The organism is Streptomyces sp. NPDC005070, assembly GCF_053600395.1.
The window spans coordinates 1-12,552 of the sequence record NZ_JBSFZS010000015.1; the positions used below are offsets into that span (position 1 = coordinate 1).

A 12,552-nucleotide genomic window follows, 5' to 3' on the forward strand; every position below is an offset into this window, starting at 1 on the left:
CACACCTACAACGAAGCAGTCGCCTTCCCACAGGCCTCAGCAGGCCTCAAGGCAGCGGCGGCTTGACGCTTATCCGCGTGGGATGTCTTGTCGGCGGCCACCGCCCCGGGCCGGGTGCGCGGGCGACCCCTCGGACCTGCGACACGGACCCGGTCGAGTACCGCCCGGAACTGCGGGCAGTCCGCAGCCTGACCTGGGGTCAGCACGAGCACCAGAGGCAGTCCCGCCGCATCGACCGCAGCGTGGACCTTGCTGCTCAGACCACCTCTGGACCTGCCGAGCCCGGCGGCCTTCGCCCGTGCCCGGCGACGACGCCGTGCCGCGGACCGCTTCCGGTCCTCCTCCTGCGCGTCGCCCGCACCGGGTGCGGCCTGCGGCGCATCACCCGCAGAACGGGTCCCTGCTCCGGCAGCGGAACCCCCTTTTCCTCGGTCGGGGCCTGTTCGAGAGCGTCCAGGGTCTCCCCGGCGATCGCCAGGCCTGCCGATTCGTGATGGGCCCGCACGATCGTGGAATCCACACTGACCAGTTCCAGCCCGTCCCGCCCGCGTGCGGCCGCCTCGGCGATCAGGCCGTCCATCAACCCCTGGAACACCCGGCCTTCGACCAGGCGTTGAACCGCGAATACACCGTGGACCAGGGCCCGTAGCGCTCCGGGACATCACGCCATCCGCTGCCGGTACGGAACCTCCACAACACCCCGTTGAACTGGTCCCGCACCCGCCGCGGCAGCGGACCCGTCGCCGCCACCGGCAGACGAGCCTCGACCAACACCCACTCGGCATCCGTCACATCAAAACGCGCCACACCCGACTTCTACCAGCCCGGACCAGCACACCACCGAGCATCAAGAAGATCCGAACTCCGAACAGCTCCTAGAACCCAGATGGTCGGGCCGACCGTGGCCCCAACCAACCATGGTTGAGGTCTGGTGGTCGGGTTGGAGGTGGCGGGTTTTCTCGTCGTTGACCAGACACTCCCCTCAACAACGGTACGCGGTTGTCGCGATCTCGATGAAGGATCGGATCAACGGGTTGGTGTCGCCCTTGTTCCACGCCGCCACCACTCGGTTCGGAGGCATGTCGATCAGCGGCACCAGGGCCAGTCCCCCGGGCAGGTCGTGCCCGAGCGGGGCCAAACCGACCGTGCCGTTCCACAGCACGGCCTGCAGGCATTCCTGGACGGCGCGCACCACTGGGCCCTCACGCGGCCTGCCACCGTTCCAGTACGACTGCCAGACAGGGTCAGTGCCCTGCGGGAACTGGAACCAGCGGCGGTCGCTCAACTCTGCCAGCCGCAGCCCGTCGCGGCCGGCCAGCGGATCGTCGGCGCGCAGAACCACGCCGACCGGATCGGTCCGCAGTTCACGCACCGTCAGTGCGGTCTCGTCGAACGGCGCCCGGGTCAGCGCGACATCGACCAGTCCGGCGCGCAGCCCGCAGGTCGGGTCGGTCAGATCGGTCTCGCGGATGCGGATGTCGATGCCGGGGCGGCTGCGGCGGTAGACGGCGGCCAGCCTGGCCACTCCCGGGTCGGTTCCGTCGCCCAGGAGACCGATGGTGATGGTCGCGACGCCGGCCGCCGCGCTCACGCGTACCCGTAAGCGGTCGGCATGGTCGAGCAGGGCCCGCGCCTCGTCCAGCAGCACCGAGCCCACTGCAGTGAGCGTGACCCCCGCAGGCGAGCGGGTGAACAGCGGGGCACCGACCTCAGCCTCCATCTGCTTGATCGCCCGGCTCAGCGGCGGCTGACTCATGTGCAGTCGGGTGGCGGCCCGGCCGAAATGGAGTTCCTCGGCAACCGCCACGAAGTAGCGCAGGGTCCGTAGCTCCACGCTGCAACAATACCCACGCGGTATCAGCGCCACAGGACGAGTCTTGGACACCGGCGGGTCCCCGCCGGTGAACTCGTGGACATGGCCGAAGAAGCGAAGACCGACAAGCCGCAGACTCACCCCGGTGTATCGGTGGTGGGTGCCGGCGACGGCGAGACGATCGTTCTGGGCACCACACGCATGCGCGTTCTGGAAGACGGCAGCCACACCGGGCACCGCCTCGCGATCGCCGAGTCCGTTCTCGCCCCGTACACCCAGGGACCGCCGCAGCACCGCCACGCCCGCCACGACGAGGGCTTCTACATCCTCTCCGGCACCGTGCGATTCACCGTCGGGGACGAGGACCACGACGCCGCCGCGGGCACGCTCGTGATGGTTCCGCCCGGTACCCCGCACACCTTCGCCAACCCGACCGGCCAACCCGCCGTCATGCTCAGCACCTTCACCCCCGACCTGTACGTCCAGTACTTCCGGGACCTCCAAGACGCGCTCGCCGACGGCCGGCCGCTGACGCCACAGGCCAACATCGACGCGATGAGCCGCTACGCGACCGTGCCCGCCACCGGCCCGGCCTGAAGCGGCATGGCCAAGGACCGTGGGCTGACACCAGGCCGAAACCCCGTACCCGCTGCGTCCGCATGGCGCGTGAGGGGCTCTTGACGCAGAACCGCCGAACTGAAGAGATCGTTCGTGCGGCCGTTCGCAACCTACACAGATCGCTCTGAAAGGGAGACCCGATGCGATTACCGTTGTTCCCGTCCCGTACCAGGGCACGCTCCGGCCCACGCGGATCGCGGCTGACCGCCGTCCTGACCGCCGCGCTGCTGGCTGCCGGACTGCTGGTCGGTGCCGCACCTGGCCCGGGTGGCTACTCGGCGCGGGCCGACGACCGGCGGACAGACCCATCGTCAGACGGCAGCCTGTCGTTCGCCACCTACAACATGCAGGGTTCCAGCCGCGGGTTGCGCTGGAACGGCGAGGTCGGACCACTGACGATGCGACATCAGGTCGTCGCCCTCCAGGAGGTCGGCAACGGACCGCCCCCAGAACCGCACCAGACCCGGGGCACCGGTGAATCGATCCCCATCCCCGGTCCGTTCCCGGCCGGCCTGCCGAACCATGTGAGCCACACGCAGTGGGAATACCACCACCACCGCCTTCACGTCTACTACCTGCAGACCGACCCGCGTCGCGACAGCGCCACGGGACGGGATCGCTGGCAGGGCGGCCGGGTCAACCTGGCAGTCGTCACGCACGCCCGCGCGGACGCGGTCCGCGTCATCGAGAACCCGCTGTACGACCGCGACGAACCCCGCGACGACTACCGCTACCGCCGCGCCCTCGGTGTACGGATCGGCAACACCGTCTACTACAACGTCCACGCCCGCGGCGGCGACGTCCCCGGCCTGCTCGCGGGAATCCGCGCGGCCGCTCGGCCCGGCGAGAACTGGGTCATGGTCGGCGACTTCAACCTCAACATCCGCAACCGAACCGACCAGCAGGCCCGGGATCAGAGTCTGCGCCTGCGTGCCAACGAGCAACTGGCCCGTCCCAACCGCTCCACCCACCAACAAGGCGGCGAACTCGACTACGCGATAACGCGCGGTACACCCCGGTTCAACGCGGACATTCCCGCGGCGCGCGGGGCGGACCACTATCCCGTCCAGTTCGAACCGGCTCCCACTCCCGTTCCGGCCGCGCCCGACGGCCCGGTGCACAACTTCACCTCGAGCCTCGAGAACGCCCGGACCGGGTTGGTCCTGGACGCCCAGAACAGAGCCTGGGGTGAGGTGACCACCACCCAGGAGCGTTACAACCTGCGTCAACGGTTCCGTGTGAACACCGTGCAGGCGCACTGGTACGGCTTTGCCGTCGGCAGCAGCCCCGCGGCGAGGTCCGGCGCCCGAAGCGCTCTTGCCGACCGCGCCACCGGGATGTGCCCCGGCCTCAACCCGTTCCTCCCTCTGTCCGTCATCGTGCTGTCGTGCGACTCCCCCCTCGCACAGTGGCAACCCGACGACCTCGGGACACCCGGCGGCCCGCTGCGCTGGCACAACTCGGCCTATCCGGGCCTGTGTCTGACCGGTCTGGGCAACGAACAGCGTGTCCTGGCCCTGGCGTGCAACGACAGTCCCTCACAGCAGTGGTGGGACAATTCCCGGGGGGTGTCCGACCGCGCGTGGGAGGACGGTGACCTGCGGGTCCGGCTGCGTGCCTGGAACGGCCTCTACCTGGACCAGTTCGGGGAGCCCGGCCGTGACGGCACCCGACTGACCACCCGTTCGCGCAACAACGCGTTCACCCAGCGCTGGGACATGGAATACGCCGGCCTGGGCGACAACATCGTCCGGCTGAAGGCGTTCGGCAGCGGTGGTCGCTGCGTCGATATCCTGGACACCCATCAGCCCCGGCCCGGCGCACCATCCCTGCTGCACGACTGCAGCGACCGAGGCGCCAGGGACGACGGCACGGGGCACCGCTGGCAGGCGGAGATGTACGAGGACGGCTCCCTCCGCTTCCGCAACGAGGCCGCACACCAGTGCCTGGTGCCGTCGGCGCGGGAAGCGGCCTACGTGACGATCGACAACTGCAACGACGACGCCCGGCAGCGGTGGACGATCGTGCCGTAGCCGTGACGCCGTAACCGTCACCTCGCGGCGGCGGGGCGAACCGGGCCTGGGCCGACGCGCAGCAGTCGGCCCAGGCCCCACCGACGGGCCTCCGCCCTCTCCTCACCCGTGCTCAGTGACCGACCGGCCCAGAGCTCCGCGACACCCCTCGACCGGATCACCGCCACGACGGGGACAGGATTGTCCGTGAGCTAGTCAGGTGAGGAAGCGGACGACGGCGACCGGATGGTCCAGGAGCTTGTCCTGCGAGGAACTGGCTTCAAGTGCCGCGCTGTTGATCAGGCGCTGTCCCGCCGACCGGGCGCGACCGGGGCGCGGTGCTGCTCCACCTCGGCCAAGTACTCGGTCATCGCGTTACGGTTCCGGGTGAGCACCTCGATCCGGTCGGTGAGCTTGTCCCGCTCCGAGGTCAGCAACGCCAGCATGTCCGGGGTCGCGTCCGGGAAGTGAATGGACCTGGGCTTGTCCAGGCACGGCAGGATCTGCTTGATGAGCCGGGTGGGCAGCCCCGCCGCCAGCAGGCCGCGTATCTGCTTCACGCGGTCCGCGTTCCGCTCGTCGTAGTCGCGGTATCCGTTCGCCGACCGGTCCGGCACGATCAGGCCCTGCTCCTCGTAGTAACGCAGCAGACGCCGGGACACGCCCGACACGCGGGACAGTTCACCGATGCGCACACGCTTGAGGTTAGCCGCCCGGCCCGGGCTTGACCATCACATGTATGTGAGGGTTTCACGATCAGTGCATGACGACCACAACAGCTCCTCCCACACGACGTGTTGCCCTGCCCTGGTCCGCTCTGCTGGCACTGGGCACCGCGGTCTTCATCACCAGCCTGACCGAGACCCTCCCGGCGGGCGTACTCCCCCAGATGTCCTCTTCTCTCGGCGTCAGCTCCGGTGCGGCGGGCCAGACCGTCACCGTGTACGCCACCGGCACGGCCCTGACCGCCATACCGCTGGCCGCCGCCACGGCGGGAGTCCGGCGCAAGCCGTTGCTACTGGGCGCCATGGCCGTCTTCCTGGTCGCGAACACGCTCACCGCCGCCGCGTCCACCTACGCGGTCCTGCTCGTCTCACGGTTCCTCGCAGGCGTCGCCGCCGGACTCGCCTGGGCGATCCTCGCCGGATACGCACGGCATATCGCGCCTGCCGGTCAGGAAGGACGCGCCATCGCGATCGCGATGACCGGAATCCCCCTGGCGTTGTCGCTGGGTGTTCCCGCCGGAACGCTGATCGGGCAACAGATCGGGTGGCGAGTGTCCTTCGTGGCTGTCTCCGTGATCACTCTCGCCGTCCTCGCGTGGATCCTGTTCAGCGTTCCCGCCATCAGCCGGCCGACGGCGACCGCCGAGAAGCCGAAGCCGACCACCCTGCAAACGCTCCGGGTCCCCGGCGTCAGCGCCGTCATGGCCGTCGTCGTGACCTTCGTCCTCGGCCACACCGTCATCTACGCGTACATCGCGCCGTACCTGTCACATGCCGGCCTCGGCAGCGCGGCGGACGCGATCCTGCTGGCCTTCGGCATCGCGTGCCTGCTCAGCATCTGGTACACCGGCCGCCACATCGACGGTCGTCTTCGCGGGCTCGCGCTGGCCGCCGCGACGCTGTTCACCCTCGCCACGGCCGCTTTCGCCGCCACCACGGCGCACGCCGTCGTCTGGGTGGCGGCCGTCGCGTGGGGTCTGGGGTGGGGCGCCGCGCCCACGCTTCTTCAGACCGCGGCCGGTCAGGCCGGGACACGTCGGAGTCCAGCCGTCGCCGACACCGCGCAAGCCATCCTTGTGACCTTGTGGAACGCGGCCATGGCACTCGGCGGCATCATCGGCGGCCTCCTCGTGCAGCGCGTCGACGTCACCGCCGACGCCACGGTCGCGGCAGGCCTCGGAGTCCTCAGCCTGACCGTGATCGCCCTCGCGCGACACCATGCCTTCGCACCGGCGGACCAGGACGCACCGTGACACGCGCGAACACATCACTGTCCGTGGCACGGGCGGACACCCCTACCTCCGCAGGGCGGGAGCACTCGCGGCACCGGCGTGCGCATCGACGTGCGCGTCGAGGGCGGCGAAGGTCGCTTCGGGGCGCTCGACGTGCGGCAGATGACCGGCCTCGGCGATCGGCTCGAAGCGCCCTCGGGCGAACGCCCGCGCGTAGGCCCGTCCGTACGCGGGCGTGACGATGCGGTCGCTCTCCCCCCACACCACGAGGGCCGGGATCCGCACCCGTCCGAGCCGGTTCAGAAGCTTCGGGTCGTGCATATACGGGTCACCGGCAAGCAGGCGAAGCGTGGCCATGTTGGCCTGCTGGACCGCGATCCGCTCCTCGGTGAGGGTGGCCGGGTCCACCGCGAAACGGGCCGGATCGTGGAAGGAGTACGCGGCGATCTCGTCCGGCCGGAGCCCGAAGATCTCGCGGACCGGCTCTCCCGGGACAGCCACGCCCGCGGCGTTGACCAGGACGAGCGAGCCGATCACCGCGCCGTCGTCGCGGAAGGCCATCTCGGCCGCGGTCCAGCCGCCGAGCGAGGAGCCGACGACGAGGACGTCACGGTGGCCCTCGTCCCTGAGCCAGTGCAGATAGGCGAGCGCCAGGTCGTCGACGCCGGTGAGCCAGTCGGGGCGCTCGGTCCCGTTCCAGCCCGGGTGGGTGGGAACGACGGCACGCATGCCGTGTCGTTCGGCCAGGTGCGTGGCGATGCCCTGAACGGTGGCGGGCCCGCCGCCGCCGTGCAGGACGAGCGCGAGGCGGCCGTCGGCGGGTCCGGTCTCGGTGAGGGTGATGGGGAGGTCGGGGCGAGGATGGACGGTACGGGTGCGCATCTCGGTGTCGGTCATGCGCTCCACGGTATCTACGTATACGTATATACGCAACCGTAGATTCTGGAATAGGATGCGACCATGACCGCGAACCATGAGGAATCCAGGGCCCGAAGCGCGGCCGACAAGGCCGGGACCAGGGCCGCTGCCACCCCCGGCACCGCGTCCGGCCTCGCCGCTCCGGCCGCCGTGGACCCGGGCTCGCCCGCCGTTCCCGTCGATGTCGAAGAGCTGGGGCGCGCCGTGAAGGAAGCGCAGTACCGGCACCACCGCGCGCTCGACACCCGCCTGGCGGCGGTCGGCACGACGCTGGCGCAGTGGGACGCGCTGCGGGCCATCGCACGCACGCCCGGAGCATCCGCACATGAGCTGGCGGTCGCCACGTTCCAGGGCGACCAGTCCTTCGGCACACTGGCCTCCCGGCTCGCGGCCCAGCACCTCATCGAACGCCGTCCCGGTCGCGGCCGGCGCATCGAGCACCACCTGACGGAGACCGGCGAGCAGGTCCTGAGGGCGGGGCGCACCGTCACCCGCGATGTCCTCGCCGCGTCCTTCGACCCGCTCGACGAAGGCGAACGGGCCACGCTGCTCGGCCTGTTGCGGCGCATCGGCGCTCCGGGTGAGGAGCTCTAGGATCAGCGACCGAGCAGCTCCCCGCAGCTCACGAGGGCTGACATCCTGACCTGCGCCACCGTCCTCGGAGCGGGCTGGGAACCCGCCCACGGGTGGCGGCCGGTGTCCCTGTAGCGTCCGGTCCGTGATCGCCCTCGACGCCCTCGTCAGGGTCCTCTGTGGGAGCAGCACGCCATGGGGTGCTCGCTTTCCTCCTGGCCGTGCTCACCGGGACTGCGGAAACGGAGTACTTCGGCTGCCTCCCCGGAGCACTGAAGCCGGGAGAGCACCGTTTCGTGACGGCCGACGCGATGTTGGGCACGGCCGGGCAATGAGCCGTCGGCCGCTCTCGACGCCCCGGACACACACTGACGGACGCTGACGCTCTCGGATCCGGGAGACCTGTCAGACGCGGAAGTACAGGGTGCGTTTCAGGAGGCCGAGCGACGACTGCGCCCAGGCGAGGATGTTCAGGGTGGAGTCCAGGTTGCCGGGAGGCTGGTTGACCAGGGTGTCGCGGCGGATGAGCCGTTCGAAGTCGACCGTGACCGGGGCTGTCCGTGCGCTGCCGTCGGAGTGGCGGAACCGCACGCCGGCGGTGAGCATGACGTTGATCAATTCCTGGGCGACGATCCCGTAGGCGATGGTGGTGGGGTGAATGCCGTCGAGCGAGAACAGGCCGCCGTCGGTACGTCTTGTCCCATCGCTGGTGATGAAGTGGGAGTTCGGCTCCGGAGCAAGGGCCTTGAGTTGCGGCGGCAGTTGGTAGGGCCGCCACCATGAGGGTTGGGCCGTCATGTCTTTCATGTAGCGGCGTGACGCGAGTCGGTCGAGCAGGCCTGCCGTGTCCATGAGGAGCCAGTCCGCCCCCGCCGTCCGCGCTGCTCTCACGTGGTCGGTGATGGCCTCGTTGTAGAGGTCGATGGCACGGTCGATGTCTTCCGCCTGCTGTCCCGTCAGGTGAGGGTGGAGGACGGGGCTGAAGGTGTCGTCGTCGATCCAGGGCCGGGTGTAGTAGGGGAAGTACCTGGATCCTGGAGCGCTCTTGGCGCCGATTCCACGGGCGAGCGGGGCGATGGTGACGTGCGGGACGGTGCACCAGATGACATGGCGAGCCGCGATCTGCCGTACTTGGGCGGCGACTTGCCTCAGCTCGTCCTTGAAGTGGGTGGGATCCCAGACCGTGTACTCCTTCTTGCGTTCGAGGTCGTCGTATCCCTCACCACTCCACTCCACTTTGAGCTGGGTCACTGTCTGCAGGGCGTTGTTGGCGCCGAGGAAGACGATCAGGGTCTCGATTCCGTGGTCCTCTCCGGTGGGCCGGTCCTCACCGAGGCGGCGGGCGGCTGCCAGCAGCGTCATGGTTCCGCCTCGGTCGACGCTGCTGGAGGGCAGGACCCGTAGTGCCGCGCGGTCACCGTTGTTCTCCACGGTCTGCCGCAGCAGGTTGTCGGTGGGTGTCGCGATGGCGTCCTGGCAGATCTTGGCGCTCTTTTCGAGGACGTCGCGCAGGTCCCAGCCGTACACGGACAGGTTGTCGTTGATGGCGTTGATCTGCGGGACGACGCTTCCCGGCCCGCGCTCCCAGTAGTCCTCGACCTCGTCCAGGAACCTGCGGGCGTGGAACAGGGCCAGCGGGACCTCCCACCAGTCCAGATCCTTGCCGAAGCGCTCCTGAAGCTCCCTCAGCAGCAGTTCGATGTTGAGGGGCAGCCCTCCGTACCCCGGGTACTCGGGGAATCGGAAGTCGGTGTCGGAGCCCAGTTCGTGAGCGATGATCGCCGGGTAGGACAGATCGGTGTTGAAGATCGCTCCGCTCTGGAACCCGTGCGTGAGTGAGTCGCCGATCGTCACGAGCCGGTGGCGTGGCTCCTGTCCCGGCTCCGGGTGATCGATCGGGAGCCCCAGCGTAGGGTCCGTGACCGGTTCGCGTGGTGGTTGTCCCCTGCCCGCCAGTACCTCGGGCGGGATGTGGGCGTGCATGTGGTCGGCCATGGTGTTCTCCTCGGCCTGATGTGAACCGGCTCTGCCGACATGGCTGGGTGTCACCCAGGGACCCGGGAGCGTTGGGACCGCGGGGGCGTGCGGGGACTCCCTGGGCGATGGCATGCCTGGTATGCCTGGGCCAAAGACGTCAGGCGCCGGGTTTCCCGGGTGCCCCCTGACTCGTCAGCAGAAGGGAGCGTCCGGAGAGTTGGCCCAGAAGGAAAGGAAGGACCAAGTCTGCGCTCCGACAACCCCGTCGACGACAATCTCGGCACATTGCTGGAATTCCTTCGTCGCGGACTTCGTGAGCTGACCGAAGTCCCCGTCCTCGTCCAGGCCGGCACCGATCGCCTGATTCAGGTAGCACTGAGCTTGTTGTACTGCCCGGCCGGCAGATCCTTGATGAAGGCTCGGTCGGCTCTTGGTGTAGTTGCAGACGTCATCCGGGCCCTGGGACACGAGATGTGCCGGATTCTTCGACTGGTGCACGACCTGAACACTGGAAGCCGCCTTGACGGAGGTCTCGCCGGACGCAGCGACAGACGACGCTCCCGCCAGGGCAATGGGAAGAGCAAGGGCCGCTGCGGCGGTGAACACACGTCGCATCCTCATCGCCTCCAAGAAGAGAGAACCCCTCTCCATCATGCGCTTCACGCAACCTGGTTGCACCTCGAGGAATCCGAAGGTGTCAGCGGTATGAAAGCCTCTCACCAAGCGTGCGGCCAAAGGGAGTTGCACAGGATTCGGTACGGACACCCCGAGACGGCTGAGGGGTCCTTCTGCTGATGTCGCGCGAGATTCTGCATGTGGGGCGGCGGCCTGAACCGCATGACGGAGACCGCCGCCCACTGTCGGCAGCCGCGCAGGGTCTTGGTCGGCAGCCACACAGGGTCTTGCAGCTCTTCATCCGGACGCTCTTGGACGCATCACGGCTGTGCGACGTGCGTTTCGAGCCAGCCGAGCAGAGCGGCGAACGCCGGGGACATGGCGGCTTCGGACTGGGTCAGCGTGGTCGAGCGACCGCCGTCCTCCACCGTGATCGCGTAGCTCATCGCGTCCCTGGCCCGGCTCGGCCGTGGCTTCCCGGCCTCGGGGGCGGCCGCCGCCACCAGCCGGTCCAGCTCTCCCGCCGCGCTCTGGGACAGGGCATCGGCGTCGAGCACCTTGGGCGGGAGGCCCAGGCGGATCGCGGCCGCCTGGCCTCCCTGTGCTTCCCAGGTCACCCGCATCGGGCACACCTTCCCGGCCGACCGACCGGCTCCCTCGCCTCGGAGGGGCGCCGACGTCAACCCCCGTCGGTCACTTGCCCTTCAGCGCGGTCACGTCCCTGGCCAGCCCCGTCACCTGGGCGGCCAGTGCGCCGATCTGTTGGCTCACGGTTGCCATTCCCTTGTCCGCGCCTGAGCCACCGTTCCGGTTGGCGGCGAGGCTTCGCGAGCGGGCGACGCCTGCCAGGATCCCGCTGATCTGGATGCCGACATCCTGCCAGGCGGCCAGTACGGCGAGTTGTTCGGCGCTGTCGTCGCCGAACAACTCCGCGGCCTTCCGGTACGTGGTGTTCGCGAACTCCTGGAACTGCGTCTCGGCGTTGGAAGCCTTGAGCGATTCGTACCAGATGAGGCCGGGAGCCTCCCAGGCGAATCCGCCGATGCGCGACGCCGTCAGGAAGAACGCCTTGTTCGGGATGCCGGAGTTGACGTGTACTCCACCGAGGTCGCCCTTCTCGGTGTCCGGCAGTCTGACGAAGTGCTCCATGTGGTCGGGTTGGGGGTCCCTGCCGAACAGAGCGTTGTCGTACGCGTGCCCCGGGGCCTTCATCGACCGCAGGGCGTCGGCGTCGATTCCCGGGGTGAAGATGTCAGGCCCGATCAGCCAGTCCGCCTCATCGGCCGACTGCTTCAGCGACCACTGTTTGACCAGCGACCCGAAGACATCCGACATGGATTCGTTCAGAGCCCCGGACTGGTTGTGATACTTGAGTCCCGCGGTGAGCTCGGTGACTCCGTGTGTCAGCTCATGGCCGATCACGTCGACCGATCCGGTGAAGTCGGAGAACATCCTTCCGTCCCCGTCACCGAAGACCATCTGCCGGCCGTCCCAGAAAGCGTTGTTGAACCGTTCGCCGAAGTGGGCGAACGCGTCCAGGCGCATTCCCTGGCCGTCGATCGAATTGCGGTTGAACACCGACTTGTAGAAATCGCGTGTCGTTCCGAGTCCGCCGAATGCCCGGTTGACGGAATCGTCCGGGGACTCCGGGCCGTCCTCCGACCGGGCGAGAACAGCCGAGGGGAGGAAGGTGCCGTTCTGGCAGTCGAAGACGGTCCGCCGGCCGTTGCCGGGGGCGGCAGCGACTCCGGCGAAGGATGCCCGGATCCCTCGCTCACCCCGCAACCGAGCGGTGGTCAGCATGGTGTTCAGCGCCATCTGGCGCACTTCGCTGTCGTCACTGCTCAAGAGCTTCTCGAGCAGGTGTGGGGGGATGATGCAATGGAGGTGGTAGGTCCTGGTCATGGGACACCTCGCGTACATGAGGAGAGGCGGGGAAACCTCACTCATCGGATGTGGTCGCGTGGTTGTTCTCAGCGTTCGGAACAATCACACCGATCCCGACTGGAGCTCGCCCTCGTCGATCGTCTGCGCCGGAGACGGCGCATCGACGGTGTCGATCGCCAGGC

The 12,552-nt window shown here is 68.6% G+C and carries 12 protein-coding genes and 2 pseudogenes; 4 read left to right on the forward strand and 10 right to left on the reverse strand.

From position 1 onward, the window contains the following. Positions 1–86: 86 nt before the first annotated feature. The 4 genes and pseudogenes from ACWEBX_RS07645 to ACWEBX_RS07660 form a co-directional block, all read right to left on the reverse strand. Positions 87–284, reverse strand: a pseudogene (locus ACWEBX_RS07645) (transposase); the annotation flags it as partial. Continuing rightward, on the reverse strand, positions 257–580 hold the full coding sequence (locus tag ACWEBX_RS07650) for a hypothetical protein (protein WP_451884055.1): 324 nt from the start codon (positions 578–580) through the stop codon (positions 257–259). The gene ACWEBX_RS07650 and the pseudogene ACWEBX_RS07645, both read right to left, overlap by 28 nt. A 13-nt stretch (positions 581–593) precedes the next feature. Beyond that, positions 594–732 (reverse strand): annotated as a pseudogene (locus ACWEBX_RS07655) (transposase); the annotation flags it as partial. 250 nt (positions 733–982) lie between these two features. Then, positions 983–1,819: a LysR family transcriptional regulator gene (locus ACWEBX_RS07660; RefSeq protein WP_451884051.1), complete on the reverse strand. Its 837-nt coding sequence runs from the start codon at positions 1,817–1,819 to the stop codon at positions 983–985. 96 nt (positions 1,820–1,915) lie between these two features. Here ACWEBX_RS07660 and ACWEBX_RS07665 point away from each other — a divergent pair, with 96 nt between their 5' ends. Then, complete coding sequence (locus tag ACWEBX_RS07665; RefSeq protein WP_355984831.1) at positions 1,916–2,410, forward strand: cupin domain-containing protein; 495 nt, start codon at positions 1,916–1,918, stop codon at positions 2,408–2,410. Between the two features lie 161 nt (positions 2,411–2,571). Beyond that, positions 2,572–4,464, forward strand: coding sequence for an endonuclease/exonuclease/phosphatase family protein (locus ACWEBX_RS07670; RefSeq protein WP_451883987.1), 1,893 nt, complete (start codon positions 2,572–2,574; stop codon positions 4,462–4,464). Between the two features lie 278 nt (positions 4,465–4,742). On the opposite strand, the gene ACWEBX_RS07675 is transcribed toward ACWEBX_RS07670, so the two are convergent. Further along, positions 4,743–5,138 carry a MerR family transcriptional regulator gene (locus ACWEBX_RS07675; RefSeq protein ID WP_451883988.1) on the reverse strand — a complete coding sequence of 132 codons (396 nt, stop codon included), beginning with the start codon at positions 5,136–5,138 and terminating at the stop codon, positions 4,743–4,745. A 68-nt stretch (positions 5,139–5,206) separates the two neighbouring features. Between ACWEBX_RS07675 and ACWEBX_RS07680 the strand changes: the two genes are divergently transcribed. After that, positions 5,207–6,421, forward strand: coding sequence for an MFS transporter (locus tag ACWEBX_RS07680; RefSeq protein ID WP_451883989.1), 1,215 nt, complete (start codon positions 5,207–5,209; stop codon positions 6,419–6,421). A gap of 42 nt (positions 6,422–6,463) precedes the next feature. On the opposite strand, the gene ACWEBX_RS07685 is transcribed toward ACWEBX_RS07680, so the two are convergent. Beyond that, the gene (locus ACWEBX_RS07685; protein ID WP_451883990.1) at positions 6,464–7,297 is read right to left on the reverse strand and encodes an alpha/beta fold hydrolase; all 834 of its coding nucleotides are present in this window, start codon (positions 7,295–7,297) and stop codon (positions 6,464–6,466) included. A gap of 171 nt (positions 7,298–7,468) precedes the next feature. On the opposite strand from ACWEBX_RS07685, the gene ACWEBX_RS07690 reads away from it, so the two are divergent. Further along, positions 7,469–7,912, forward strand: a complete 444-nt coding sequence (locus ACWEBX_RS07690; RefSeq protein WP_451884052.1) for a MarR family winged helix-turn-helix transcriptional regulator — start codon at positions 7,469–7,471, stop codon at positions 7,910–7,912. A 384-nt stretch (positions 7,913–8,296) separates the two neighbouring features. Here the strand turns inward: ACWEBX_RS07690 and ACWEBX_RS07695 are convergent, their stop codons facing one another. From ACWEBX_RS07695 to ACWEBX_RS07710, 4 genes are all read right to left on the reverse strand, one after another. After that, a complete protein-coding gene (locus ACWEBX_RS07695; RefSeq protein WP_451883991.1) occupies positions 8,297–9,886 on the reverse strand; it encodes a hypothetical protein in 1,590 nt (529 codons plus the stop codon). 174 nt (positions 9,887–10,060) lie between these two features. Beyond that, positions 10,061–10,474: a peptidoglycan-binding domain-containing protein gene (locus ACWEBX_RS07700; RefSeq protein WP_451883992.1), complete on the reverse strand. Its 414-nt coding sequence runs from the start codon at positions 10,472–10,474 to the stop codon at positions 10,061–10,063. A gap of 329 nt (positions 10,475–10,803) precedes the next feature. Further along, complete coding sequence (locus ACWEBX_RS07705; RefSeq protein WP_451883993.1) at positions 10,804–11,106, reverse strand: protealysin inhibitor emfourin; 303 nt, start codon at positions 11,104–11,106, stop codon at positions 10,804–10,806. 70 nt (positions 11,107–11,176) lie between these two features. Beyond that, on the reverse strand, positions 11,177–12,388 hold the full coding sequence (locus ACWEBX_RS07710) for a M4 family metallopeptidase (RefSeq protein WP_451883994.1): 1,212 nt from the start codon (positions 12,386–12,388) through the stop codon (positions 11,177–11,179). Positions 12,389–12,552 lie beyond the last annotated feature (164 nt).

Excerpts from the sequence above, each read along its gene's own strand:
- ACWEBX_RS07650 (WP_451884055.1), bottom strand. The coding sequence starts at position 580 with ATGGACGGCCTGATCGCCGAGGCGGCCGCACGCGGGCGGGACGGGCTG.
- ACWEBX_RS07665 (WP_355984831.1), top strand. The coding sequence starts at position 1,916 with ATGGCCGAAGAAGCGAAGACCGACAAGCCGCAGACTCACCCCGGTGTA.
- ACWEBX_RS07670 (WP_451883987.1), top strand. The coding sequence starts at position 2,572 with ATGCGATTACCGTTGTTCCCGTCCCGTACCAGGGCACGCTCCGGCCCA.
- ACWEBX_RS07680 (WP_451883989.1), top strand. The coding sequence starts at position 5,207 with ATGACGACCACAACAGCTCCTCCCACACGACGTGTTGCCCTGCCCTGG.
- ACWEBX_RS07685 (WP_451883990.1), bottom strand. The coding sequence starts at position 7,297 with ATGACCGACACCGAGATGCGCACCCGTACCGTCCATCCTCGCCCCGAC.
- ACWEBX_RS07695 (WP_451883991.1), bottom strand. The coding sequence starts at position 9,886 with ATGGCCGACCACATGCACGCCCACATCCCGCCCGAGGTACTGGCGGGC.
- ACWEBX_RS07705 (WP_451883993.1), bottom strand. The coding sequence starts at position 11,106 with ATGCGGGTGACCTGGGAAGCACAGGGAGGCCAGGCGGCCGCGATCCGC.
- ACWEBX_RS07710 (WP_451883994.1), bottom strand. The coding sequence starts at position 12,388 with ATGACCAGGACCTACCACCTCCATTGCATCATCCCCCCACACCTGCTC.